This window comes from Microbacterium sp. SA156 (assembly GCF_049065455.1).
GTDB lineage: Bacteria > Actinomycetota > Actinomycetes > Actinomycetales > Microbacteriaceae > Microbacterium > Microbacterium barkeri.
The window spans coordinates 163537-186833 of sequence record NZ_JBAKGU010000004.1; the positions used below are offsets into that span (position 1 = coordinate 163537).

Sequence of the window (23297 nt, forward strand, 5' to 3'; positions counted from 1 at the left end):
CGTGCCCATGCTCTTCTCGCTCCTCGTCCTGGCCTTCTCGGTCGTCACGCTGATCGACATCATCACGCGCGAGGAAGGGCAGGTGAAGCACCTCCCGAAGTTCGGATGGGTGATCATCGCGATCCTCATCCCCCTGCTCGGCGGCGCCCTGTGGTGGGCGATCGGCCGCGAGTACCCCGAGCGCGTCGCGCGCCCCGTGCTCTTCACGCGACCCGCGGCCGAGCAGCCTCAGGCCGCGCCCGCGCGCCCCGTGGACACGCGCACGACGGAGCAGCAGCTCGCCGACCTCGAGCGCGAGGCCGAGGAGGAGCGGTTGCGCGCCGAGATCCTCCGCCGCAAGCGCGAGCGCGGCGAGGCCTGAGCCTCACGCGGTCGCGACGATCTCGGCCTTGAAGCCGCCCGGCCCCTCGATCCAGCCGGCGTAGTGGTCGGGGCCGCCCGCGTGCGGGTACCGCTCCGAGTACAGGGGCGTCCACCGGTGCGCGGGCGCGGCCGCGATCACGGCGTCGACCTCCTCCTTCGTGCCGCCCTCGAAGGCGAGATGGTTGAGCCCGGGGCGACGTCGGTCGTGGAGGTGCCCCACGAGGTTGGGCGACTCGGTGAACGTCAGGTAGGCGCCGTCGGACACGAAGGTGAAGCCGCCGTCCCACGCGGCGTCCAGCAGCCATCCGAGCCGCTCGAGCAGCCAGGTCCACTCTTCGCGCGCGTCGGCGGCGTCGGCGACCCAGATCTCGACGTGGTGCAGCCCGCTCATCGCTCCATCATGCCGTTCTCCTCGAGCCAGTCCCGCGCGATCCGCTTCGGCGCGCGGAGCAGCCACGACTCGACGACGAGCTCGCGCAGCAGGTCGACGGGCGTCTCCGGAAGGCGCAAGAGCACCGCGGGATAGCGGTCGAAGTGCGGGATCGTGAAGGCGGCCCGCGGGTTCGCGGCGAGCACCTCGCGCTTGCCCTCCTCGCCGTCGACGCGGACCCCGAGCACCGCGTCACCCGGCTCGTCGCCCTGCGCGCGCATCCACTCGAGGTCGCGCCCCCGCACCGGTCGCGACCACGCGAACATCGTGCCGCCGATGATCCGCCAGCTCGGGCCCATGTGCCATCCGCCCTCGCGCTCCTCCGTGCGGGGGAGGGCGAGGGCGATCGTCCGCACATCGTCGAACGTGGACATGACACCAGTGTGGCCCCGATCGGGCCACCGGTGTGCGATCGGACCGGGAACCCGCTGCGGACGCCTTGCCAGACTGGGACGATGGACGACGCGCTGTACGAGTTCTCCGCCGACGCCGCCCGGATCGACGCGGCGTGGGTGCACGAGATGCTGAGCACCCACGCGTACTGGGCCGTCGGCCGCACGCGCGCACAGCAGGACGCGGCGAACGCGGGCTCACGCTGCTTCGGGGTCTACCGACGGGCCCGAGGCCGCCAGGTGGCGTTCGCGCGCCTCGTCACGGACGGGGTGACCTTCGGATGGCTCGCCGATGTGATCGTCGACCCGGCCGTGCGCGGCGAGGGCATTGGGAAGGGCCTCGTCGAGGGCATCGCGGCGGAGGCCGACGCCCTGGGCCTCAGACGGACGCTGCTCTTCACGAAGGACGCGCACGCGCTCTACGCCCGCAGCGGCTGGGAGCCCGTCACACCGCCCGAGAGCTGGATGGTGCGCTGGCGGAGTGAGTGAGCGTCACGCCGTGTCGTCCCACCAGGAGAGCACGCGCAGGGCGAGGAACGTCACCCAGGGGGAGGCAGCCCGGGGGAGACCATAGGGCGGAGGGTTCTCGCGACCGCCCGTGAGCTCGACCCCGACGCACTCGGCCTCAGAAGCACTCGGCCTCAGAACGGCCCGAGCGCCTCCTCGGTCGTCGCGTCGAGGTCGAGCGCGTCGAGCACGACGAGCAGCTGTCGCTCCTCGAAGCGGAAGTGCGACTCCATGATCGCGGAGACGCCCTCGAGATGACGGAGCAGCTCGTCCGGCGAGCTGCCGCCGTCGACGGCCTGCTGCAGCCCGCCGAGGAGGTGCGCGATCATCGAGTGGTCCTGCTCGAGCTTGCGGATGGCGTCGCGCAGTTCGGGGTGCGCGCTCACGACCGCGGGGAACAGCGTCCGGTCCTCGGCGACGTGGTGCGCCGTGAGCGCCGCGCAGAATCCGTGGCAGAACAGCAGCAGCTCCCGCGAAGCCGCCTCGGCCATCCGCTCGTCGGACGCGAGGGCTTCGCGCGTGACCTGGAGCGCCTTGCGCAGGCGCGCGTGCACGTCGCGCAGCTCACGCGCCCACGCGGCGAACCGTCTCTCGTCGCCCTGACTCATCTGCCTGTGAGACTAGCGCCCGTCGCCGAGCCCGGTGCCGGGAGCACTAGTCTCGACCACCGCCGCTAGTCTCGCCGAGCGGGTGACCACCGCCGCTAGTCTCACCGGCGGCGTCGCCGTCGAGGGGGTCGCCGCCGAGCGGGCCGACGGCGGGGATCGGGCCGCCGTCGTCGGCGCCCGTGCGGCGCGCGCGGGCGATGAGGTTGCCCAGGTGGTAGATCGCGAGCGCGGCGACCGTGCCGAGCACGATGCCGCCGAACGAGAACGCCCCCGCATCCAGGCTGAAGCCCGCGATCGCGATGACGAGCGCGACGGCCGCCGTGTACTGGTTGACGGGGCGCGAGAAGTCCACGCGGTTGTCGACCCAGATCTTGATGCCGATGATGCCGATGAGCCCGTACAGCGCGGTCGTGGCGCCGCCCAGCACCCCGGCAGGGATGGAGTTGAAGACCTCGCCGATCTTCGGCGAGAAGGCGAGCAGGATCGCGAAGCCGCCGGCGATCCAGTACACGGCCGTCGAGTACACGCGCGTCGCGGCCATGACGCCGATGTTCTCCCCGTACGTCGTCGTGCCCGAGCCGCCGAAGCCGCCCGCGAGCATGGTCGCGGCGCCGTCGGCGATGAGCGCGCGCCCGGTGTGCCGGTTGACGGACGCGTCCGTCATCGTCGCGACGCCGCGCACGTGCCCGACGTTCTCGGCGACGAGCACGAGCACGACGGGCAGGAACATGGCGATCGTCGTCCAGGTGCCGGGCGAGACGAAGTCGGGCAGGTGGAACTCGGGCAGCCCGATCCACGGCGCATCCGCGATGAGCTCGGCCGGAGTCCGGTCCCCGCGCAGCGGATTCGGGATGTCGAACGAGCCCGTGAGCGCCGCGTAGACGTATCCGACGACGACACCGAGGAAGATCGAGATGCGGCCGAGGAAGCCGCGGAACAGCACCGAGAAGAGGATGACCGCGACGAGCGTGATCGTCGCGGTCGCGCCGTCGGCCTGGAAGTTCGTCCACGCGGTCGGCGCGAGGTTGAACCCGATGAGCGCGACGATCGCCCCGGCGACGACGGGCGGCATGAGCGCGTCGACCCACCCGAGTCCGGCCACCTGGACGACGACGCCGACGAGCGCGAGCAGCAGGCCGACCGCGACGACGCCCGCGAGCGCCGAGCCGGTGCCGCCGGCCGCGACGGCGGCCGTGATGGGGGCGATGAACGCGAAGGACGAGCCGAGGTAGCTCGGCAGCTGGTTCTTCGTGACGACGAGGAACAGCAGCGTCCCGAGACCGCTGAAGAGCAGCGTGGTCGACACGGGGAAGCCGGTGAGCGAGGGCACGAGGAACGTCGCGCCGAACATCGCGACGACGTGCTGCACGCCCATCGCGAGCGTGGCCGGCCACGACAGCCGCTCGGTCGGCGCGACGACGGCGCCAGGGGCGACGGTGCGTCCGTCGCCATGCACGGTCCACAGGGGCATGGTTCTCCTTCGGGAAGCGGGAGCGCGCGCCGATGCGGATGGCCGGCGCGGGAGGAGCGGATGGCCGGATGCGGCCTCTGAAACGCTAGCGCCTCGCGCGCGCGGGCGGTGCGGGCGCCGCGCGTGCCCCTGTGCGATCGGGCCGTCGTCGCTATCGTGAAGCGCAGCATACGGACGGACGCATACGGAACGCAGGGAGAGCCCCGCGGGGCGACGACGGCTTGGGGGAGACATGACCCAGAACACCGGCGCGGCAGGTGCCGCGCGCAGGAGCGAGGCCGGCAGGGAGAGCAGGAAGAGGGTCCTCCGGGAGGTGACCCACCCCGCCCTCATCCCCGGCATCGGGGTGGAGGACACCGGGAGATCGTTCACCACGAACTGGGCGGTGTTCGGCATCGCGGGCGTGCTCGTGTTCGCCGTGGTGCTGTGGGGCTTCCTCGCGCCCGAGAGCATCAGCGAGGTCGGTGCGGCATCGCTGAGCTGGGTGACGACGAACTTCGGATGGCTGTTCTCGCTGCTCGCGGTCGTCACGATCGTCTTCATGCTCGTCGTCGGCTACGGGCGGACGGGCGGTGTGCGCCTCGGGTCGGATGAGGAGGAGCCGGAGTTCTCGACGGTCTCCTGGATCGCGATGCTCTTCTCCGCCGGGATGGGCATCGGCCTGCTCTTCTGGGGCCCCGCGGAGCCCCTCGGCTACTTCACCGACGTGCCGTACGGCTTCGACTCGGAGCCCGGCAGCCGCGATGCCATGCACGACGCGCTCGCGCAGTCGCTCCTCCACTGGGGGCCGATGGCGTGGGCCTTCTACGCGCTCGTCGGCGGCGCCATCGCGTACGCCGCATACCGGCGCGGGCGCCCGCCGCTCATCTCCGCGATCTTCCATCCGATCTTCGGCCAGCGCACCGAAGGATGGGCCGGCGCGATCATCGACGTCTTCGCGATCATCGTCACGCTCTTCGGCACGGGCGTCACGCTCGGGATGGGCGCGCTGCAGATCGCGAGCGGCGTCGAGTACGTCACGGGCGCCGGGCCCTTCGGCAATGCGGGCCTCATCATCATCGTGACGGTGCTGACGGCCGCGTTCGTCGCGTCGGCGGTGTCCGGCATCAAGCGCGGGATCCGGGCGCTGTCGAACATCAACATGGTGCTCGCGTTCGTCATCGCGGTGATCATCTTCGTCGTCGGACCCACGCTCTTCCTGCTGAACATCATCCCGGCGAGCCTGTCGGCGTTCCTCGAGGACCTCTGGACGATGCTCATGCGCAGCGCCGCCCAGGGTGAGGCCGCCGGAGAGTTCGTCTCGACGTGGACGAACTACTACTGGGCCTGGTGGATCTCGTGGACGCCCTTCGTGGGCATGTTCATCGCGAAGATCTCGCGCGGCCGCACCCTGCGGGAGTTCGTCACGGTCGTCATCGTCGTGCCGTCGGCCGTGTGCGCGATCTGGTTCGGCATCCTCGGCGGCACGACGATGTGGCTCGAGGAGGCCGGACGCGGGATCAGCGAGGCCGGCGCGCCCGAGGCCATCCTCTTCGCGGTGCTCGACGAGATGCCGTTCGGGGTCGTCCTGTCGGTGGTCGCGATGGTGTCCATCGTGCTCTTCTTCGTCACGTCGGCCGATTCGGCCGCGATCGTCATGGGCTCGATGAGCCAGCGCGGAAAGCCCGAGCCGTCGACGTGGGTCACGCTCACCTGGGGGCTCCTCCTCGGCGCGGCGGCGCTCGCGCTGCTCCTCGCGGGCGGCGAGACCGCGCTGTCGGGCCTGCAGTCGATCATGGTCGTCTCGGCTCTGCCGTTCGCCTTCATCGTCATCGGCGTGCTGATCGCGTGGGCGAAGGAGCTGCACACCGACCCGTACATGCTCCGTCGGCGCTTCGCGAAGGCCGCGATCGCGCAGGGCGTGCGTCTCGGCATCGCCGAGCACGGTGACGACTTCGTCTTCGGCGCGACCGAGGTGGCGGCCGACGAAGGCGCGGGAGCCGGCATCGACACGGAGGACCCTGCCCTCACCGAGTGGTACGAGACGGCCACCGAGCAGCATCCGATCGTGACCGCGGAGGATGTGCGGCGCACGCTCGACCCCGGGCACATCCAGCCGCGCGGACCGGAGAATCCCCGGCACACCGCGTCGGGCGATGCGTCGCTCACGGTGGGAGAGGAACGGCGCGCGCAGCGTCGACCCCGCCCGGAGGACAAGGAGGCCTGAGCCCGGCGGTCGCCGTCAGGCGGTCATGCGCTCCAGAAGCTCGCGGTAGCGCGCGACCGTCCGCTCGACGATCTCGGCGGGGAGCGACGGCGGCTCGCCCTGCTTGTCCCAGTTCGCGGCGAGCCAGTCGCGCACGATCTGCTTGTCGAAGCTCGCCATGCGCTCGGCGGGCGTCGTCCCGGTCTGCCACGACGCGGCGTCCCAGTAGCGCGACGAGTCGCTCGTGAGCACCTCGTCGGCGAGCCGCAGAACGCCCTCGTCGTCGAGGCCGAACTCGAACTTCGTGTCGGCGAGGATGAGGCCCTTCGCCTCGGCGGCTGCGGCCGCTCGACGGTAGATCTCGAGCGAGCGGTCGCGCAGCGCGGCCGCGCGCTCCTCGCCGACGAGGTCGACGGTCTGCGCGTAGGAGATGTTCTCGTCGTGCTCGCCCATCGGCGCCTTGTACGCCGGGGTGTAGATCGGCTCGGGCAGGCGGTCGCCGTTCTGGAGTCCCTCGGGAAGGGGGATGCCGCACACGGTGCCGCTCTCGACGTACTCGGCCCAGCCCGATCCGGTGAGGTAGCCGCGCACGACGCACTCGACCGGGAGCATGTCGAGCGAGCGGACGATCATCGCGCGTCCGGCGACCTCGGCGGGGATCTCCTCGGATGCGAGGTGGTTGGGGACGCGCTCGCCGCCATCCGCTCCCGCGAGCTGGTCGAACCACCACAGGCTGAGCGTCGTGAGGAGCTCGCCCTTGCCGGGGATGCCCGGAGAGAGCACGAAGTCGAACGCGCTGACACGGTCGCTCGCGACCACGAGCATCCGCTCGGCGCGTTCGCCGTCCGGTGTGTCGGCCGGCACGTACAGGTCGCGGACCTTGCCGGAGTAGACGTGCTTCCAGCCGGGGATCTCGAGGGCGTCGCTCACGGGAACCATTATCGCGGGTGCGGAGGAGGCCTCCGCACCCGCGTGATCGGCGTCACTGCACGGCGACGAACGCCGTGTCGGCGAAGAGCCCGGGGGTGACCGCGATCAGGCCCGACGCGGCGGTCGCGGACGGCACGGCGAGCACGACATTGCCGGTCGCCTGCGCGCCGCTGTAGAGGGTCGCGAGGGTGTCGAGCGCATCGGGCGCGACGGCGATCGTGTCGTAGCCGGCGATGCTCACGCCGTCGGGCGTGACGTACTCGATCTGCACCTCCGCTGCCACGCCCTCGTCCTGGCCGGTGTAGGTCGCGGTGACGCCGACGAGGATGTACTCCTCGCCCTCCGCGGGCGGCTGGTTGATCATGTTCTCCGCGAGCACGGCGTCCGTCGCGCCGAGCGTCACGCTGTTCACGGTGACCGTCCACTCGTCTCCTGAGACGGCGGAGCCGAGCGGGGCGGGATTCTCCCGGGTCCCCTGGGCCGGAGCGGCCTCGGCGACCGGCTCATCGACAGGCTCCTCGGCGGGCTCCTCCTCGACCGGAGTCTCCGCTGCCGGTGAGGCGACGCTCGTGGAGGTGCTCTCCTCGACGGCGGAGCCCACGGCGGCCGCGAGGGACCCCACGAAGACGACGACGCCGATCACGGTGCCCACGACCGACACGATGAGCGCCGCGACGCCCGCCGCCTTCCTGGCCTTCTGGAAGAGCGACACGATCGCGAGGATGAAGGCGATCGGCAGGAGGATCCAGCCGACGACGAGCGCGCCGGGGATCGCCGCGAAGACCGCGCCCACGACGGCCAGGGCGAGCGCGACGAGAGCGATCGTGTTGCGCGGCGGACGCGGCTCGCCCGTGCTCGACGGCGCGGACAGCGGATCGGGGGTCGCAGCGCCCGGCGCGGGCGGCGCGCCGAACGGCGCGGGAGGCGGGGTCGACGGCTGCGGTGCGGGGAGCTGCGGGCTGGACGGGTCGACAGGGGAGTGCGACATGACTGCTCATCTCTGCGATGCGGGTGCCGGTCACCCGGCGGGACCCTTTCACTGTCGAGGCGCGCACGGGCCGCGGACATCGGCCATCCGGCCGCTCGTGGCCAGCCGATCGGCTGGACATCCTCGGCCGCGCGGACGTCGCCCGGCGTCGGCGCCCACCCCTACGCTCGGATCATGCCCGAGACCGCCCCCGCAGCCGACGCATCGACGTCCCGCGCCTGGGAGCGGATGCGGCGGATCTTCACGGGCACGGGGCTCGTCGTGATCGGCTTCGTTGTCGAGACGGTCGGGATCGCCAACGTGCCGATCGCGACGGCGGATGGCCGCCTCACGCAGGCCGGGACGGTGCTGTGGCTCGTCACGACCGCGCTGTGGGCGACCGTGTTCGCGCGTCGCGCCCATCCCGTCCTCCCGCTCATCGCGGGCGCGGTTCTCGCGCTGATCGGCGTCGACTACCTCCTGCTGCTCGTCGCGACGCATCACCTGCTGCTGCGGCTCGACGGCGCCCGTGCCCTGCGTCTCGCGATCGGCGCATCCTGCGCCGTCGCTCTGTTCGTCGCGCGCGAGGTGCTGTCGACCTGGGGTGACGACGGTGTGCTCGCCCGCGGGCTCGCCGGCGACTCGGGCCGCGCGGATCCCGCGGCGCTCGCCGCGTTCGTCATCGTCATCGCGGTCGGCGCGCTCCTCGTGACATTCGGCGCCACGGTCATCCTGCGCTCGCGTCGGGAGAGCGACGTGCAGCGGGCCCGGGCGGACATCGCGCACGACCGGGCGGAGGCCCTCGGCGAGGAGGTCGTCCGGCAGGCCGAGCGCGAGCGGCTCGCGCGGGACATCCACGACGCCCTCGCGCACCGGCTGTCGGTCATCTCGCTGCAGTCGGGCGCCCTCGAGGAGGCATCGCGGTCGCAGGATCCGACGGTCGCGCGGGCCGCTCTCACGCTCCGCCAGCAGGCGCACCAGTCCCTCGAGGACCTGCGCGGCCTGCTGGGCGAGCTGCGGAGCGCGCCGCGCACCGAGCATCCGGAGGCGCCGCCCACGCTCGCGTCGATGCGCCAGCTGGGGCACCTCATCCGGAGCGTCCGCGAGTCCGGAGCGACGGTCGACGCGCTCGTGCTCATCGAGGATGCGGAGGGGGCGGGCGCAGCGCTCGATCGCACGGTCTACCGCGTGGTCCAGGAGTCGCTCACGAACGCGCTCAAGCACGCGCCCGGGGCGCCCGTGAGCGTCTACGTCGAGGCCTCGCCGTGGACGGGCGCGCGGATCCGCGTGAGCAACCCGCTTCCGATCCCGCCGTCCGGCATCACGCCTGGTGCGAGCCGCGGCATCGCGGGCATCCGCGAGCGCGTCGCGATCCTGCAGGGGACGGCGTGGATCGGCGAGGCCGACGGCCACTTCATCGTCGACGTGACGCTGCCGTGGCCCGAGGGGTGAGGCCGCGCGACCGTATCCTCGAGGCATGAGCGCCTCGGATCCGTCTTCCGCCGACGACCCTCGGGCCATCCGCGTTCTCGTCGTCGACGACGACGCGCTCGTGCGCCAGAGCCTCCGGTCGATCCTCGGCGCGGCGGCCGGCATCGAGGTGATCGGCGACGTGTCCAACGGGGCCGATGCGGTGGCGTTCGCACGCGAGCGGCGGCCGGACGTCGTGCTCATGGACGTCCGGATGCCCGGTCTGCCGGGCCCGGAGAGCACGGCCGCGCTCCTGGCCGAGGTGCCGAGCACGAGGGTGATCGCGATCACGAGCTTCGACTCGGAGGACTACGTCTTCCGGATGCTCGAGGCCGGCGCAGCGGGATTCCTCCTCAAGGACAGCGCGACGGCGCACTTCGCGGAGGCCGTCCGCTCCGTCCACGCGGGAGAGGGCTTCGTGTCGCCGCGCAGCACCGTCCATCTCATCGCGCGCTTCGCCGGAGGGCGCGGTCACGCCGTGCGCCGCGAGGCGCAGGAGCGGTTCCAGACACTGACGCGGCGCGAGCAGGACATCGCGGTGCTCGTCGCCGAGGGGGCCTCGAACAGCGAAATCGCTCACGCGCTCCACCTCTCCGTCGCCACCGTCAAGACGCATCTCGAGCAGGCGCGGCAGAAGCTCGGCGCACGGAACCGCGCTCTCATGTGCATCGCCGTCGAGCGTGCGGGGTTCGGGCCGGGCATGGCGTGACGGCTCTCCGTGCACGATGCTGAGGGGATGGCCCAGCATGCGCATTCCATACCGCTCACGATCGACTACATCGAGCTCTCCGTCACCGACATGCGCGCGGCGCAGGACTTCTACGGCGCGGCGTTCGGCTGGTCGTTCACGAACTACGGCGACAGCTACGCCGGCATCCGCACCGCGGCAGAGGCCGAAAGCGAGGCCGACGAGGCGGGCGGACTGCTGCGCGCCGATTCCGTCACTCGGGGCGGTCCGCTCGTGCTCCTGTACAGCGACGACCTCGACGGCACCGTGACGAGGGTGGAGAGCGCGGGCGGCACCATCGTCCGAGGCCCCTACGAATTCCCGGGCGGCCGCAGGTTCCACTTCCTCGACCCGAGCGGCAACGAACTCGGCGTCTGGAGTGAGCGCTGATCCACGGCCCGGGCGAGTGATTCCTCCGCGGCCGCGCCGCGGATCGGCCGATCCGCGGCGGGATCACGGCGAGGACGACGCGGAATCGGCCGGGGCCGCATACCGTGGACACATGGCTTCAACCGATCCGACCGACACGCCCATCGACGGCGAGGGCGAGAGCACGCCGACCTTCTCCGACCTCGGACTCGGCGACGCCGTCCTGAAGGCGCTCAAGGACGTCGGGTACGAGACCCCGTCCGCCATCCAGGCCCAGACCATCCCGCTTCTCCTCGGCGGGCGCGACGTCCTCGGCGTCGCGCAGACGGGGACGGGGAAGACGGCCGCGTTCGCGCTGCCCATCCTCGACCAGCTCGACACGACGCAGAAGACGCCGCAGGCGCTCGTGCTCGCGCCCACGCGCGAGCTCGCGCTGCAGGTCTGCGAGGCGTTCGAGAAGTACGCCGCGCGGATGAAGGGCGTGCACGTCCTGCCGGTGTACGGCGGACAGGGCTACGGCACGCAGCTCTCGGCGCTGCGCCGCGGCGTGAACATCGTCGTCGGCACCCCGGGCCGCGTCATGGACCACCTCGACAAGGGCACGCTCGACCTGTCGGAGCTGCGGTTCCTCGTGCTCGACGAGGCCGACGAGATGCTCAAGATGGGCTTCGCGGAGGATGTCGAGACCATCCTCGCCGACACCCCCGACGACAAGCAGACCGCGCTGTTCTCGGCGACGATGCCCGCGCAGATCCGTCGGATCTCGCAGCAGCATCTGAACGACCCCGAGGAGATCACGGTCAAGAGCAAGACGACCACCTCGGCGAACATCACCCAGCGCTACCTCATGGTGTCGTACCCCCAGAAGGTCGATGCGCTCACGCGCATCCTCGAGGTCGAGAACTTCGACGGGATGATCGTCTTCGTCCGCACGAAGAGCGAGACCGAGACGCTCGCCGAGAAGCTGCGCGCCCGCGGCTACACGGCCGCGGCGATCAGCGGCGACATCGCACAGGCCCAGCGCGAGCGGACGGTCGAGCAGCTCAAGTCGGGCAAGCTCGACATCCTCGTGGCGACGGATGTCGCCGCGCGCGGCCTCGACGTCGACCGCATCACGCACGTCGTGAACTACGACATCCCCATCGACACGGAGTCGTACGTGCACCGCATCGGCCGGACGGGCCGCGCGGGCCGCACGGGTGACGCGATCAGCTTCGTGACGCCGCGGGAGCGCCGCCTGCTCGGCGCGATCGAGAAGGCGACGCGGCAGCCGCTGACCGAGATGCAGATCCCGACCGCCGAGGACGTCAACGTCACGCGCCTCAGCCGCTTCGACGACGCGATCACGGCCGCGCTCGCCGACCAGGAGCGGATCGCGGAGTTCCGCGACATCATCGCGCACTACGTCAACCACCACGATGTCGTCGAGTCCGACGTGGCGGCCGCGCTCGCGGTCGTGGCGCAGGGCGACACGCCGCTCCTGCTGCCGCCCGACCCGCCCCGGCGCGAGCGGGCGCAGCGCGAGGATCGCGAACGCCGCTTCGACGACGACCGCGGCGGACGCGAGGAGCGTCGCCCCCGCGGCGGCGGCCAGTACTCCCCGTACCGCATCGAGGTCGGGAAGCGCCAGCGGGTCGAGCCGCGCCAGATCGTGGGCGCCCTCGCGAACGAGGGCGGGCTGCGTCGCGACGACTTCGGTCGCATCGACATCCGCCCCGACTTCTCGATCGTCGAGCTGCCGGCCGACCTGCCGCAGGAGACGCTCGACCGCCTCGCCGACACGCGCATCAGCGGCCAGCTCATCGAGCTCAAGCCCGACCCGCGTCCGTTCCGCAGCACGGGCGGACCGCGTGGCGGCGGGCGCTTCCGCGACGACCGCGACGGCGGCGGGCGCGGCGGCTACCGCGGGGATCGGGATGGCCGCGGCCGCGGATCGCGCGACGGCGGCTTCCGCGACCGCGACGACCGGCCCCCGCGCAAGCCCCGGCACTGACGCTCGCGCCGCGGCGGCGACGGCCGCGGCGGTGGCGGCGCGGTGGCCGTTCAGGTCGCGGTTGGCGGCCTTAATCGGCCGGTTGGGGCCGCTTTCTGCGATCTGGGTTGGGCGGCGTCGTTCGGGTCGCAGTTGGCGGCCTTGATCGGCCGGTTGGGGCCGCTTTCTGCGACCTGGGTTGGGTGCCGGCTGTTCGGGTCGCGGTTGGCGGCCTTGATCGGCCGGTTGGGGCCGCTTTCTGCGACCTGGGCGGGGCGGTGGCTCCGCCTGACGTCCGACGCGCGTGCTTCGATGGACGCGTGAACGACGTCGACCCCCTCCGCTCCGAGTCCGCCGTGACGGCGGCGTCGTGGGTGTGCTTCATCGTCGGCGCGCTCGCGGGGTCGTCGCTGCTGTGGGGCGTCGCGCGGCCGCTTGCCGGAGAGGGGTCGATCGGCTTCCCCGCGGCGGCCGTGACGGCGCTCGTCGCCGCGGGTGCGTTCGCGATGAGCACCGTGCGCTTCCGCGGTGCGGAGACCGCGGGCATGCCGCCGTGGCAGACCGCCGTGTCGCGTGTCTCGGATGCCGCGGTCGCCCTCGCTGTCGCAGGCGTGAGCGCGCTGGCGGTGCTGTGCGCGGGGGAGGTGCTCGCGATCGGCCTGCACGGGCTCGAGGTGCCGCCGCTCGGCGGAGGGCTCCTCACGGGCATCGCCTCGGCGGCGAGCGGAGGCTTCGCATATGGCCTCGGCATGCGCCTGCGCACCCGCGAGCTCGTCACCCTGCTCTTCGCGTTCCTCATCACGGGGACGCTGTTCTCGATGCTCACCGCGGCCGACCCGCGGTGGTGGGAGCGCAACTTCTCCCAGCTGGGCGCGGGCGGGCAGACGTCCTGGGCCTTCAACGGCACGCTCGTCGTCGGCGGGCTCCTGCTCGCGACGGTCGGCTCGTACGTGGGCCGCGACCTCCACCGGATCCTCGGCGACGACGCGCTCGGCCGCATCGGATGGATCGTCGTGCTGTTCGCGCTCGCCGGCGCCGCGCTCGCGGGCGTCGGGCTGCTCCCGGTCCACCGCGCGCAGCTCGCCCACAACGTCGCGGCCTTCGCCCTCCTCGCACTCCTCGGCGCGCTGGCGGTGGCGACCATCCGGATCATCCCCGGCCGCCCTCGCGCCCTCGCGGTGACGTCGGCGGGCGTGGCCGGGGGCCTCGTCGTCGCGGTCCTGCTGTGGCGGCCCCTTGCGATCTACTCCGCGACCGGTCTCGAGGCGGTCGCGGTGGGGCTCGCGTTCGTGTGGCTCACGACGCTGCTGCGCACGCTCGCTGCGCTCGCACCCGAGGGCTCGAGGCCCTCCGCGCGCGTGCGTCTCGCCGTGCGCTGAGCTGCCGATCCGCGGATGTCGGCGGTCGGCCGTACGGTCTGCGCATGGAGACGAAGGATGTCGGCGATGAGGCCGAGCAGATCGTCCGGGCGCTGTCCGACGGCCTGACGACACCACGCGAGGTCGAGTGCCTCGTGTGCTACCTGAACCGGATGATGACCGAGTTCGGATGCGACGGGACGCTGCGGTTCGCGCGACGGTTCCGAGACGAGCGAGCGCCGCGGGCGACGGGGCTCGAGGCGCGTCTGGAGGGGATGGGCGGGTTCTGCGACTGCGAGGTGCTCTTCAACGCGTACGCGCCTGCGCGCCATCTCTGGACACCCGAGCACTGGAGCATCGATGACGACGGCGAGCCCGTGCTGATCGAGGAGGCGGAGCCGGAGACGATCCCCGCGTGCGCGGGCGTGACGCGAGGCTCCTCGCAGCCCTGCCGCAACTGGGAGCGCGCCCGGCGATGGTGACGCGCACCTGCCGCGAGCAGCGCGCGCCTCCCGCCGCGGGCAGCGCGCGCCTCCCGCCGTGCGTCTCCCGCCGCGCGCCTGCCGCGTCTAGTGGGCGACGCGGGCCGCGATGTCGGTGCGGTGGTGGGAGCCTTCGAGACGGATCTCCGCGATGCCTCGGTAGGCGCGCTCGCGCGCCTCGCGGAAGTCGGCGCCGCGGGCGACGACGTTGAGCACGCGGCCGCCGGTCGCGATGAGTCCGCCGTCGTCGGCCTGCGCGGTCGCGGCGTGCGCGACATGCACCCCGGTGATGGCCTCGGCCTCGACGATGCCCGTGATCGGCCGACCCGTCACGGGCGACTCGGGGTAGCCCTCGCTCGCGACGACGACCGTCACGGCGACGTCGTCGGAGAACGCGGGCGCCGGCTCGTCCTCGAGGGTGCCGGTCGCCGCCGCCAGGAGCAGGCGCGAGAGCGGCGTGACGAGGCGCGGCAGGACGACCTGCGTCTCGGGGTCGCCGAAGCGCGCGTTGAACTCGATGACGCGCACGCCCGCCTCGGTCACGATGAGTCCCGCGTAGAGGAGGCCGATGAAGGGGGTGCCCTCCTCGTCGAGGCGGCGGATGACCGGCAGTGCGACCTCGTCGGTCACGTGCTGGACGAAGGCGTCCTCGCCGCCGAAGCGCTCGGCGAGCCACGGGAGCGGCGAGTAGGCGCCCATGCCGCCGGTGTTGGGGCCCTCGTCGCCGTCGAGCGCGCGCTTGAAGTCCTGCGCGGGGCTCAGGGCGCGCACGGTGTCGCCGTCGCTGAGGAAGAAGAGTGAGACCTCCGGCCCGGAGAGGAACTCCTCGACGAGCACGGGCCCCGTCGGCAGGTACTCGGCGGCGTGGTCGAGAGCCGCCTGTCGGTCGGAGGTGACGATCACGCCCTTCCCGGCGGCGAGCCCGTCGGCCTTCACGACGTGGGGCGCTCCGAACGCGTCGAGCGCTGCGGCGACCTCGTCGAGCGAGCGCGCGTGCGTGGCGCGGCCCGTGGGGACCCCGGCCTCCTCCATGATCCGCTTCGCGAAGGCCTTCGAGCCCTCGAGCGCGGCGGCGGCCTTGCCCGGGCCGAAGACGGGGATGCCGTGCTCGCGCAGCACATCCGCGACGCCGGCGACGAGCGGAGCCTCGGGGCCGACGACGACGAGGTTCACTCCGTGCTCGTTCGCGAACTCGGTGACCGCCGCGCCGTCGAGCATGTCGACGTCGACGATCTCGGCGTCGCGGGCGATGCCGGCGTTGCCGGGGGCGGCGAGCAGCTCGTGGCCCCCGTCCTCCGACTTCAGGGCGAGGATGATGGCGTGCTCGCGCGCACCGGAGCCGAGAACGAGGATCTTCACGCGCAGAAGCCTACCGAGGCGCTTCCGGGCGCGGAAACGCGATGACGCTCACGGCCCCGCGCGGTACTCCGACGGTGTGAACCCGAGGACCGACGAGAACTCGCGCGTGAGGTGGGCGTGGTCGGCGAAGCCGAACTCTGCGGCGATGTCGCGCAGCGGGCGATCCGGCGCGAGCCGGACGGCCTCGGCCGCGTCCTGCAGACGGCGGCGGCGGATGATCGCGGCGGGCGGCAGGCCGAAGCTGCGGCGGGCGAGGCGGTCGAGCGAGCGGACCGAGCGGTGCATGCGCTCGGCGAGGTCGGCGACGCGGAGCAGCGTCGGATCCCCTTCGACCGTCTCGAGGAGCGCGTTCGCCGCGAGATCGTCGTCATCGAGCCGCTCGAGCACGTGGCGGAGCGCCTCGATCAGGGCTTCGCGCGCGGTGTCCGGACGGTCGACCGCTCCGTCGACGGCGACCGGCTCCCACGCGTCGACCAGTGCGGCGAAGGGGCGGGTCGCGAGGTGACGCCCGGCCGCCGGCGTGAGCAGCGCGCCCAGCGCCCAGCCCGTGCCGCGCAGCTCGCGGACCCCGTGCGTCGTGGTCGGACCGTACAGCAGCGCGGCGCCGTCCTCCGCGACGAGATTCGCGACGGGGTAGCCGAGCACGTGCTGCGCGCGCACCTCCCCGTCGGGCAGATCCCACGAGGGCTGCCACCACTGGCGCATGACCGGCGCGAGCTCCGCCGACGCCGCGACCCGCACCATCCGCACGTCTGGGCGCGGCGTGAGATCGCCCTTCCGGAACAGGGGGTCGTCGGCCACGCGTCCGAGTATGGCGCGAATCTTCAAGCGCGGCCTCGAGCCCCCGACCTAGCGTCGGGGCATGGCAGAGAACACGATCGCCGCGAACGGCGAGCACACCGACAACGGAACCCCTCGCACCGTCACCGCGCTCACGCCCTTCCTCGCGCTGCGGGATGCGCGCAGTGCCGTGCGCTTCTACACCGAGGCGCTCGGCGCCCGGCAGCTGTACGCGGTCGAGATGCCCGGCGAGAGCGGCGAGTCCGTCGTCTCGCACGCGACGCTCGACTTCGGCGGGCGCGGGCGGCTCGAGGTGGGGGAGGCGATGGCGGCCTTCGGCACCGTCCCGCAGCCGGACGGCGACGCGGCGCACTTCTCGATCGCCCTCTACGTCCCCGACGTCGATGCCGTCGTCGCGCGCGCCGTGGCCGCGGGTGCGACGGTGCGCGAGGCGCCGCAGGACTTCGTCTCGGGCGACCGATTCGCCTCCATCCGCGACCCGTACGGCGTGCGGTGGTCGATCATGACGCGCATCGAGGACCTCTCCGACGAGGAGAGCGCCGACCGCGTGCTGACCTGGGCCGCCTCCTACGCGGAGGCGACCGTAAGCTGACGGGATGGCACGGAGGATCCCGACGGGCGACGGCCGCGACGCGATCGCGGCCGTCCGCGCCGCCGTCGCGCAGGGGAGCCGGCCGCAGCGGACCGACCTCGCCACGGCCGTCCGCTACCTCCTGCAGCTGCTCGAGGAGCGCGCGCCCGGCGGCAGCGTCGAGGTGCGCGTGCCGCCGTTCGGCGCCGTGCAGGTGATCGAGGGCCCGCGCCACACGCGCGGCACCCCGCCCAACGTCGTCGAACTCGACCCGGTCACGTGGATCGCGGTCGCGACCGGCGAGCGCAGCTGGGAGGACGAGGCCGCAGCGGGCCGCATCTCGGCCTCCGGCACGCGCGCCGACATCTCGATGCTCCTGCCGGTCCTCTTCTGACGGTTCCCGGCTCGTCACCCGATGGGAGACGGTTCCCAGGATGCCGGGGGAGAATACCGACCATGGCCGAGACCTCCGCAGCGCACACCGACGCCGATGTGGCGAAGGTGCGCCGCGCCCCGAAGTACAGCGTGTTCGCCGCGCTCGGGGCCGCCGTCGGCATCATCGCCGCGCTCATCCTGTCGACCGTGTTCGACGGCACGGGGGAGGCGAGCCCCTTCACGAAGGTCGTCTACTCGCCGTCGCAGGCGTTCGGCTTCATCATGCTGTGGTGCGTGCCCGCGGGTGTGCTCCTCGGGATGCTCGTCGCGCTCGTGCTCGACTGGACGATCGGCCGGCGCACGCGCGAGGTGCACGTCGCGCACGAGCAGGTCGACGAAGCCTGAATCCGGGCACAGCGAGCGGCCGCTATCCTTGTCCGGTGGTCTTCGATCCCACCGCAGCTGCGGCTGAAACCCCCTCATCCACCTACGCCCAGGCCGGCGTCGACACGGCTGCCGGCGACCTCGCCGTCGAGCTCATGAAGTCGTCGGTGCGCGCCACGCACGGCCCCGAGGTCCTCGGCGGTGTCGGCGGGTTCGCCGGGCTCTTCGACGCGAGCGCGCTGCGCGACTTCCGTCGCCCGCTGCTCGCGACGAGCACCGACGGCGTCGGCACCAAGGTCGCGATCGCGCAGGCCATCGACAAGCACGACACGATCGGCCAGGACCTCGTCGGCATGGTCGTCGACGACATCGTCGTGGTCGGCGCCCGTCCGCTCTTCATGACCGACTACATCGCGTGCGGCAAGGTCGTGCCGCAGCGCATCGCCGACATCGTGCGCGGCATCGCCGAGGCGTGCGCGGCGACGGGGACGGCCCTCGTCGGCGGCGAGACCGCTGAGCACCCTGGCCTCCTCGGCGTCGACGACTACGACGTCGCGGGTGCCGCGACGGGCGTGGTCGAGGCCGACCGCGTGCTCGGCGCCGAGCGCGTGCGCCACGGCGACGCCGTGCTCGCGCTCTCCTCGAGCGGCCTGCACTCCAACGGCTACTCGCTCGTGCGGCACATCCTCTCCGGCGCGGGCATCGGCTACGCCGACCGCTCCGACGACCTCGGCGCGACCTGGGGCGAGGCGCTGCTCGAGCCCACGCGGCTCTACACCTCGCCGCTGCTGCGCCTCATCGAGTCCCTCGGCGACGACGTGCACGCGCTCAGCCACGTCACCGGCGGCGGCATCGCAGCCAACCTGGCCCGGGTGCTCCCGGTCGGCACGTGGGCCGAGGTCGACCGCTCGACGTGGTCGCCCTCGCCCGTCTTCCGCGTGCTGAGCGACATCGCCGGCACCTCGCTCGAGTCGAGCGAGGGCACGTGGAACCTCGGCATCGGCTTCCTCGCGGTCCTGGCCCCCGAGCGGGTGGACGCGGCCGTCTCGGCGCTCGCCGCCGACGGGATCGACGCGTGGCAGGTCGGAACGGTCAAGACCGGAGAGCGCCCCGAGGGCGCCTTCGAACAGGGCGCCAAGGGCGTCGACGGCGGTGCCGTCCGCCTGGTCGGCGCATACGCGGACGGAGCGAAGTAACCCCACATGTGCGGCATCGTCGGAGCGGTCGGGCGCGGCCCGGTCAACCAGGACATCTACGACGCCCTTCTCCTGCTGCAGCACCGCGGCCAGGACGCCACGGGCATCGCCACGGCCGAGCCGAGCGGCGTCATGCACATGAGCAAGTCGCGCGGGATGGTCCGCGAGGGCTTCCGCACGCGCGACATGCGCTCGCTCCTCGGGAACGTCGGCCTCGGCCACGTCCGCTACGCGACCAAGGGCACTGCCTCGAGTGAGGAGGAGGCCCAGCCGTTCTACGTGAACGCGCCGTACGGCATCATCCTCATCCACAACGGCAACCTCACGAACACCCGCGAGCTCACGCTCGACATGGCGCAGCGCGACCGCCGCCACCTCAACTCGTCGAGCGACACCGAGCTCCTGCTCAACGTGCTCGCGAACGAGCTGCAGGCGACGACGTCGCCCGTCGACCTCGACCCCGAGCGCATCTTCGAGGCCGTGGCGCGCACGCACAAGCGCATCGAGGGCGCGTACGCCGTCATCTCCGTCATCGCCGGGTACGGGCTCCTCGCGTTCCGCGACCCGTTCGGCATCCGGCCGCTCATCCTCGGGCGTCGCACGGCGGAGGACGGCGGCGACGAGTGGGTCGTCGCGAGCGAGTCGCTCGTCCTCGAGAACGCCGACTACGAGGTCGTCCGCGACGTCGAGCCCGGCGAGGCGATCTTCATCACGAACGACGGGCAGCTGTTCTCGAAGCAGTGCGCCGAGTCGCCGCAGCTGTCGCCGTGCTCGTTCGAGTACGTCTACCTCGCGCGCCCCGACTCGATCATGAACGGCATCTCGGTGTACGAGGCGCGCCTGCGGATGGGCGCGAAGCTCGCCGCGACGATCGAGAAGCACGTGCCCGAGGGGGCGATCGACGTCGTCATGCCGATCCCCGACTCGTCGCGTCCGGCGGCGATGCAGGTCGCGCGCGTGCTCGGCATCGAGTACCGCGAGGGCTTCTACAAGAACCACTACGTCGGCCGGACGTTCATCATGCCGGGCCAGGCCGTGCGCAAGAAGAGCGTGCGCCAGAAGCTCAACGCGATGTCGAGCGAGTTCAAGGGCAAGAACGTGCTGCTCATCGACGACTCGATCGTCCGCGGCACGACGAGCAAGCAGATCATCCAGATGGCGCGCGATGCAGGCGCCCGGTCGGTCACCTTCGCGTCGGCAGCGCCGCCCGTCCGCTACCCGCACGTGTACGGCATCAACATGCCGTCGAGCAAGGAGCTCATCGCGCACGGCCGGTCGATCCCCGAGATCGCCGCGGAGCTGGGCTGCGACCACCTCGTGTACCAGGAGGTCGAGGACCTCAAGGCCGCGATCCTCGAGGGAAGCACCGCGGGGCGGGGTCTCGACGACCTCGACATGAGCTGCTTCGACGGGCGCTACGTCACGGGCACCGTGTCCGAGGAGTACCTCGAATGGGTGGAGCAGACGCAGGGTTCCTGAACACCCAGCGCCCTTCGAGATATATCGTGTGGAATCCCGTCATGGAACGGGATGCGATTCAGGCGACCTCGACGGCGGGCGCCCACCTCGACGGGCCGGCTCCGCGGCCATCCGCCCTGGTGCGCGCCGGGCGCGCGACGCGCCGCGCGATCGGGCGCAGCCGCACCATCGAGCGCGCCTACCGGATCGCGGTCGGCACGGTGGGCGGCGTCCTCGCCGTCGGCGGCCTGCTGCTCGTGCCGTTGCCCGGGCCCGGGTGGCTCATCGTCTTCGCAGGCCTCGCGGTGCTCGGCACGGAGTTCGGCTGGGCGAAGCGCGCGGCCGGATGGCTGAGGCGGCAGCTCGAGCGGTTCTGGGCATGGTGGAAGGCGCGTCGAGAGCGGAAGGCCGCCGCCGCGCGCTGACCTCCGCCGTGCGGGGGATCCCCGGAACTCCGCCCCTAGGGGGAGGCGCGCCGGGCGCGCGGCGGGGCACGCTGGGGGCATGACGAGCGCAGAGAGCATGCCGGAGACCACCCGCGTCCCGTGGGGCGCGGTCGCGACCTTCCTCGTGATCGCCTTCGCCCTCGCCTGGGTGGTGACGCTGCCCCTGTGGATCGGCGGAGAGGGGCTCCGCTCGCCGCTCGCGCTGCCGCTCATGGCCGCCATGATGTGGACGCCCACGGTCGCGGCGCTCGTCGCGACGTTCTTCGTGCGGCGACCGCGGCGGCGCGCGCACTACCTCGGGCTCGTGCCCTTCCGGCCGGTGGGCCGCAAGATCGCGCTGTTCCTCCTGTTCCCCGTCGCCTGGACCGCGATCGCGGTGGCGTCGCTGCTGCTCGCGGCGGCACTCGGATGGGCGCACCCCGACTGGAGCCTGTCGCAGATCGCGCCGTTCCTCCCGGAGGGCATGACGGCCGACGTCTACATGGCCGTCACGCTCGCCGCCATCCCCGTCAACACGGTCGTCGCGACCGTGTCGGCGTTCGGGGAGGAGCTCGGATGGCGCGGGTTCCTCACGACCGCGCTCGCGCCGCTCGGATTCTGGCCCTCGGCCATCCTCATCGGCATCGTGTGGGGGCTGTGGCACGCGCCGGTCATCCTGCTCGGCTACAACTTCGCGCGCCCGGATGCCGCCGGCCTCGCGCTCATGGTCGTGTTCACGCTGTTCGTCGGCGTCATCCTGCAGTGGTCGCGGTATTGGACCGGCAACGTGTGGCCCGCCGCGGTCGGTCACGGAGCGCTCAACACGGCTGCATCGGTCGTCGTGCTGTGGAACGGTCCGGGCGACGACGCGGCGATCGCGACCGTGCTCGGCGCGCCCGGCTGGATCGTGATGGGCGTCGTCATCGCGCTGCTCGTCGTCACGGGCCTGCTCGGCCGGCGCACGCGCACCGCGCTCGAGGCCGTCCCGGCCTGACGCTCACGCGCGTTCGCGCCGCCATCCGCCGGCGTCGCGCAGGTACACGACGCGCACGTGGTCGCGATCGTGCGCGGCCTGGAAGAACTCGACGCGATCCGGGCGGATGGCCCACGCCTGCCAGTCGGGATCGACTGCAGCCCCCGCGGTCGGGCGCGCGAGCCAGTCAGCCGCCGATTCGTCTGCGGAGAGCGCGACGGCCTCACCCGACACCTCGACCTGACGGCCGAGCGCCCGCCAGAACACGTGCGCGCCGACGACCGGGCGCTGCGCGAGATGGCAGCCCTTCCGCGAGCTGCGCCGTCCCGCGAAGTGCACGCCGCGCGCGTCGACGTCCTTCATCACGAGCGCGCGGCTTGCCGGGCGTCCGTCGTCGCCCACCGTCGTGAGGGTGAAGGCGTGCGGTGCGCGCTCACCCGACGCGATCGCCTCGTCGAGCCAGGAGCGCAGCAGATCGAGCGGATCGGATGGCGTTGTGGCGGGGTCGAACGCCGGCAGCTCCGCGGGGAACGAGGGAATGGCCCGGAGCCGGTCGCGCAGGTCGCTCATGCCGTCCAGCGTACGAGGCGGGTTTTCCTCGATCGACCTCGCGGCGAAATCCGCCCGTAACGACGACCTGGCTTGATTTCTATCAGTTGATAGAAATTGGAGGTCGCCGTGGACAGCATGGGCCGGAGTGCGGCGCTCGGGAGCGTCGAGCGCGCGAGAGCCGACGCAAGGGAACGCGAGTCGCGGTCGGAGTGGATGCCCTACGTTCCCGCATCCGGCTCGCCGTTCGCGCCGGAGGGGGTGGACGCGGACGCGCTGCTGTGGGCGGAGACGGTCGCCCCGGGTGGATACACCCACCTCCGGGTGCAGCGGGGGACTCGGGTCCGGTTCGACGACCCGACCGGCGAGGCCTGCGCGAGCGTGGTCCTGTACAACTCCGCCAACCCGCAGGAGCGCCTGAACGTCGCCGATACGCAGAAGATCCCCTGGCAGGCCTATCTCTCGACGGGCCATCCCCTGCTCTCCGGCGACGGGCGTGTCCTGGCGACCATCGCGGAGGACACCTCCCGCCATCACGACGCGTTCTGCGGTGCGTCGAGCGATGCCTGGAACGACCGGAAGTACGGGCAGTCCGCCCCCGAGAGCGCGACGCCCTCTGGCCACGCGCTCCTGCGGATGGCGGCTGCGAAGCACGGGCTCACCGCACGCGACATCCCACCCGCCGTCTCCTTCTTCCAGGGAGTGCACGTCGACGCCGACGGCCGCTTCGCCTGGAAGGGCGCCGCAGGTGCGGGGACACATGTCGATCTCGTTGCAGAGCTGCCCCTCATCCTCCTCATCGCGAACGCCCCGCATCCGCTGGACCCACGGACCGACTACGTCGTCGGCCCCCTGAGGGTGCACGCCTGGCGCTCGCGGGCGACTGCGCCCGGTGACGCCGTCTTCAGCGCGTCGCCCGAGCGGGCCCGCGCCTATCGCAACTCGATCGCCTACGCCGCGCTCGCGGGGCTGTGA

26 protein-coding genes are annotated in these 23297 nt (G+C 72.3%); 17 read left to right on the forward strand and 9 right to left on the reverse strand.

The genetic code is table 11. The annotated features are described in order from the left end of the window. Positions 1-7: 7 nt before the first annotated feature. Complete coding sequence (locus ACOWU6_RS05560) at positions 8-361, forward strand: PLD nuclease N-terminal domain-containing protein (RefSeq protein WP_421075068.1); 354 nt, start codon at positions 8-10, stop codon at positions 359-361. A 3-nt stretch (positions 362-364) separates the two neighbouring features. On the opposite strand, the gene ACOWU6_RS05565 is transcribed toward ACOWU6_RS05560, so the two are convergent. Together ACOWU6_RS05565 and ACOWU6_RS05570 are read right to left on the reverse strand one after the other, a co-directional pair. After that, the gene (locus tag ACOWU6_RS05565; RefSeq protein ID WP_324012886.1) at positions 365-754 is read right to left on the reverse strand and encodes a VOC family protein; all 390 of its coding nucleotides are present in this window, start codon (positions 752-754) and stop codon (positions 365-367) included. After that, entirely contained in the window at positions 751-1167 is a 417-nt protein-coding gene (locus tag ACOWU6_RS05570; RefSeq protein ID WP_421075005.1) for an MmcQ/YjbR family DNA-binding protein, read from the reverse strand. The genes ACOWU6_RS05565 and ACOWU6_RS05570 overlap by 4 nt, the downstream gene beginning before the upstream one ends. A gap of 81 nt (positions 1168-1248) precedes the next feature. Between ACOWU6_RS05570 and ACOWU6_RS05575 the strand changes: the two genes are divergently transcribed. Then, entirely contained in the window at positions 1249-1674 is a 426-nt protein-coding gene (locus ACOWU6_RS05575; RefSeq protein WP_282979300.1) for a GNAT family N-acetyltransferase, read from the forward strand. Positions 1675-1826: 152 nt separating this feature from the next. Here ACOWU6_RS05575 and ACOWU6_RS05580 read toward each other — a convergent pair whose 3' ends face one another. Both ACOWU6_RS05580 and ACOWU6_RS05585 read right to left on the reverse strand, forming a co-directional pair. After that, on the reverse strand, positions 1827-2300 hold the full coding sequence (locus ACOWU6_RS05580) for a hemerythrin domain-containing protein (RefSeq protein WP_421075006.1): 474 nt from the start codon (positions 2298-2300) through the stop codon (positions 1827-1829). Positions 2301-2346: 46 nt separating this feature from the next. After that, complete coding sequence (locus ACOWU6_RS05585; RefSeq protein ID WP_421075007.1) at positions 2347-3771, reverse strand: uracil-xanthine permease family protein; 1425 nt, start codon at positions 3769-3771, stop codon at positions 2347-2349. Between the two features lie 232 nt (positions 3772-4003). Here ACOWU6_RS05585 and ACOWU6_RS05590 point away from each other — a divergent pair, with 232 nt between their 5' ends. Then, the gene (locus ACOWU6_RS05590) at positions 4004-5977 is read left to right on the forward strand and encodes a BCCT family transporter (RefSeq protein ID WP_421075008.1); all 1974 of its coding nucleotides are present in this window, start codon (positions 4004-4006) and stop codon (positions 5975-5977) included. Positions 5978-5992: 15 nt separating this feature from the next. Here the strand turns inward: ACOWU6_RS05590 and ACOWU6_RS05595 are convergent, their stop codons facing one another. Together ACOWU6_RS05595 and ACOWU6_RS05600 are read right to left on the reverse strand one after the other, a co-directional pair. Continuing rightward, positions 5993-6895, reverse strand: a complete 903-nt coding sequence (locus ACOWU6_RS05595) for a phosphoribosylaminoimidazolesuccinocarboxamide synthase (RefSeq protein WP_419775782.1) — start codon at positions 6893-6895, stop codon at positions 5993-5995. 43 nt (positions 6896-6938) lie between these two features. Continuing rightward, positions 6939-7874, reverse strand: a complete 936-nt coding sequence (locus ACOWU6_RS05600; protein WP_421075009.1) for a hypothetical protein — start codon at positions 7872-7874, stop codon at positions 6939-6941. Between the two features lie 174 nt (positions 7875-8048). Here ACOWU6_RS05600 and ACOWU6_RS05605 point away from each other — a divergent pair, with 174 nt between their 5' ends. The 6 genes from ACOWU6_RS05605 (at position 8049) to ACOWU6_RS05630 (ending at position 14231) form a co-directional block, all read left to right on the forward strand. Beyond that, entirely contained in the window at positions 8049-9305 is a 1257-nt protein-coding gene (locus ACOWU6_RS05605) for a sensor histidine kinase (protein ID WP_421075010.1), read from the forward strand. A 25-nt stretch (positions 9306-9330) separates the two neighbouring features. After that, a complete protein-coding gene (locus tag ACOWU6_RS05610; protein WP_421075011.1) occupies positions 9331-10032 on the forward strand; it encodes a response regulator transcription factor in 702 nt (233 codons plus the stop codon). Between the two features lie 27 nt (positions 10033-10059). Then, positions 10060-10440 (forward strand): VOC family protein, encoded by a 381-nt coding sequence (locus ACOWU6_RS05615; RefSeq protein WP_421075012.1) that lies wholly within the window; start codon positions 10060-10062, stop codon positions 10438-10440. A gap of 112 nt (positions 10441-10552) precedes the next feature. Beyond that, positions 10553-12412 carry a DEAD/DEAH box helicase gene (locus ACOWU6_RS05620; protein WP_271173465.1) on the forward strand — a complete coding sequence of 620 codons (1860 nt, stop codon included), beginning with the start codon at positions 10553-10555 and terminating at the stop codon, positions 12410-12412. 299 nt (positions 12413-12711) lie between these two features. Beyond that, the gene (locus ACOWU6_RS05625; RefSeq protein ID WP_421075013.1) at positions 12712-13770 is read left to right on the forward strand and encodes a DUF998 domain-containing protein; all 1059 of its coding nucleotides are present in this window, start codon (positions 12712-12714) and stop codon (positions 13768-13770) included. Positions 13771-13814: 44 nt separating this feature from the next. Beyond that, positions 13815-14231 carry a DUF2695 domain-containing protein gene (locus ACOWU6_RS05630; protein WP_421075014.1) on the forward strand — a complete coding sequence of 139 codons (417 nt, stop codon included), beginning with the start codon at positions 13815-13817 and terminating at the stop codon, positions 14229-14231. Positions 14232-14318: 87 nt separating this feature from the next. On the opposite strand, the gene purD is transcribed toward ACOWU6_RS05630, so the two are convergent. Then, entirely contained in the window at positions 14319-15590 is a 1272-nt protein-coding gene (purD, locus tag ACOWU6_RS05635) for a phosphoribosylamine--glycine ligase (protein WP_421075015.1), read from the reverse strand. 48 nt (positions 15591-15638) lie between these two features. Continuing rightward, complete coding sequence (locus ACOWU6_RS05640; protein ID WP_421075016.1) at positions 15639-16391, reverse strand: helix-turn-helix domain-containing protein; 753 nt, start codon at positions 16389-16391, stop codon at positions 15639-15641. Positions 16392-16452: 61 nt separating this feature from the next. Between ACOWU6_RS05640 and ACOWU6_RS05645 the strand changes: the two genes are divergently transcribed. The 7 genes from ACOWU6_RS05645 (at position 16453) to ACOWU6_RS05675 (ending at position 21794) form a co-directional block, all read left to right on the forward strand. After that, positions 16453-16983, forward strand: a complete 531-nt coding sequence (locus ACOWU6_RS05645) for a VOC family protein (protein WP_271173470.1) — start codon at positions 16453-16455, stop codon at positions 16981-16983. 4 nt (positions 16984-16987) lie between these two features. Continuing rightward, positions 16988-17356 (forward strand): sterol carrier family protein, encoded by a 369-nt coding sequence (locus ACOWU6_RS05650; RefSeq protein ID WP_271173471.1) that lies wholly within the window; start codon positions 16988-16990, stop codon positions 17354-17356. Between the two features lie 62 nt (positions 17357-17418). Then, entirely contained in the window at positions 17419-17742 is a 324-nt protein-coding gene (locus ACOWU6_RS05655; protein WP_271173472.1) for a potassium transporter Trk, read from the forward strand. 35 nt (positions 17743-17777) lie between these two features. Then, positions 17778-18917 carry a phosphoribosylformylglycinamidine cyclo-ligase gene (purM, locus tag ACOWU6_RS05660; protein WP_421075017.1) on the forward strand — a complete coding sequence of 380 codons (1140 nt, stop codon included), beginning with the start codon at positions 17778-17780 and terminating at the stop codon, positions 18915-18917. A gap of 6 nt (positions 18918-18923) precedes the next feature. Beyond that, positions 18924-20396, forward strand: a complete 1473-nt coding sequence (gene purF, locus ACOWU6_RS05665; protein WP_421075018.1) for an amidophosphoribosyltransferase — start codon at positions 18924-18926, stop codon at positions 20394-20396. 41 nt (positions 20397-20437) lie between these two features. After that, the gene (locus ACOWU6_RS05670; protein WP_271173475.1) at positions 20438-20800 is read left to right on the forward strand and encodes a TIGR02611 family protein; all 363 of its coding nucleotides are present in this window, start codon (positions 20438-20440) and stop codon (positions 20798-20800) included. Positions 20801-20879: 79 nt separating this feature from the next. Continuing rightward, positions 20880-21794: a CPBP family intramembrane glutamic endopeptidase gene (locus tag ACOWU6_RS05675; RefSeq protein WP_421075019.1), complete on the forward strand. Its 915-nt coding sequence runs from the start codon at positions 20880-20882 to the stop codon at positions 21792-21794. Positions 21795-21797: 3 nt separating this feature from the next. On the opposite strand, the gene ACOWU6_RS05680 is transcribed toward ACOWU6_RS05675, so the two are convergent. Beyond that, positions 21798-22343, reverse strand: a complete 546-nt coding sequence (locus tag ACOWU6_RS05680) for a pyridoxine/pyridoxamine 5'-phosphate oxidase (protein WP_421075020.1) — start codon at positions 22341-22343, stop codon at positions 21798-21800. Between the two features lie 195 nt (positions 22344-22538). Here ACOWU6_RS05680 and ACOWU6_RS05685 point away from each other — a divergent pair, with 195 nt between their 5' ends. Further along, on the forward strand, positions 22539-23297 hold the full coding sequence (locus ACOWU6_RS05685; RefSeq protein WP_421075021.1) for an urea amidolyase associated protein UAAP1: 759 nt from the start codon (positions 22539-22541) through the stop codon (positions 23295-23297).

Coding starts and splice junctions, on each gene's coding strand:
- ACOWU6_RS05560 (WP_421075068.1), top strand. CDS start 8: ATGCTCTTCTCGCTCCTCGTCCTGGCCTTCTCGGTCGTCACGCTGATC.
- ACOWU6_RS05565 (WP_324012886.1), bottom strand. CDS start 754: ATGAGCGGGCTGCACCACGTCGAGATCTGGGTCGCCGACGCCGCCGAC.
- ACOWU6_RS05570 (WP_421075005.1), bottom strand. CDS start 1,167: ATGTCCACGTTCGACGATGTGCGGACGATCGCCCTCGCCCTCCCCCGC.
- ACOWU6_RS05575 (WP_282979300.1), top strand. CDS start 1,249: ATGGACGACGCGCTGTACGAGTTCTCCGCCGACGCCGCCCGGATCGAC.
- ACOWU6_RS05580 (WP_421075006.1), bottom strand. CDS start 2,300: ATGAGTCAGGGCGACGAGAGACGGTTCGCCGCGTGGGCGCGTGAGCTG.
- ACOWU6_RS05585 (WP_421075007.1), bottom strand. CDS start 3,771: ATGCCCCTGTGGACCGTGCATGGCGACGGACGCACCGTCGCCCCTGGC.
- ACOWU6_RS05590 (WP_421075008.1), top strand. CDS start 4,004: ATGACCCAGAACACCGGCGCGGCAGGTGCCGCGCGCAGGAGCGAGGCC.
- ACOWU6_RS05595 (WP_419775782.1), bottom strand. CDS start 6,895: ATGGTTCCCGTGAGCGACGCCCTCGAGATCCCCGGCTGGAAGCACGTC.
- ACOWU6_RS05600 (WP_421075009.1), bottom strand. CDS start 7,874: ATGTCGCACTCCCCTGTCGACCCGTCCAGCCCGCAGCTCCCCGCACCG.
- ACOWU6_RS05605 (WP_421075010.1), top strand. CDS start 8,049: ATGCCCGAGACCGCCCCCGCAGCCGACGCATCGACGTCCCGCGCCTGG.
- ACOWU6_RS05610 (WP_421075011.1), top strand. CDS start 9,331: ATGAGCGCCTCGGATCCGTCTTCCGCCGACGACCCTCGGGCCATCCGC.
- ACOWU6_RS05615 (WP_421075012.1), top strand. CDS start 10,060: ATGGCCCAGCATGCGCATTCCATACCGCTCACGATCGACTACATCGAG.
- ACOWU6_RS05620 (WP_271173465.1), top strand. CDS start 10,553: ATGGCTTCAACCGATCCGACCGACACGCCCATCGACGGCGAGGGCGAG.
- ACOWU6_RS05630 (WP_421075014.1), top strand. CDS start 13,815: ATGGAGACGAAGGATGTCGGCGATGAGGCCGAGCAGATCGTCCGGGCG.
- ACOWU6_RS05645 (WP_271173470.1), top strand. CDS start 16,453: ATGGCAGAGAACACGATCGCCGCGAACGGCGAGCACACCGACAACGGA.
- ACOWU6_RS05650 (WP_271173471.1), top strand. CDS start 16,988: ATGGCACGGAGGATCCCGACGGGCGACGGCCGCGACGCGATCGCGGCC.
- ACOWU6_RS05655 (WP_271173472.1), top strand. CDS start 17,419: ATGGCCGAGACCTCCGCAGCGCACACCGACGCCGATGTGGCGAAGGTG.
- purF (WP_421075018.1), top strand. CDS start 18,924: ATGTGCGGCATCGTCGGAGCGGTCGGGCGCGGCCCGGTCAACCAGGAC.
- ACOWU6_RS05670 (WP_271173475.1), top strand. CDS start 20,438: ATGGAACGGGATGCGATTCAGGCGACCTCGACGGCGGGCGCCCACCTC.
- ACOWU6_RS05675 (WP_421075019.1), top strand. CDS start 20,880: ATGACGAGCGCAGAGAGCATGCCGGAGACCACCCGCGTCCCGTGGGGC.
- ACOWU6_RS05680 (WP_421075020.1), bottom strand. CDS start 22,343: ATGAGCGACCTGCGCGACCGGCTCCGGGCCATTCCCTCGTTCCCCGCG.
- ACOWU6_RS05685 (WP_421075021.1), top strand. CDS start 22,539: ATGCCCTACGTTCCCGCATCCGGCTCGCCGTTCGCGCCGGAGGGGGTG.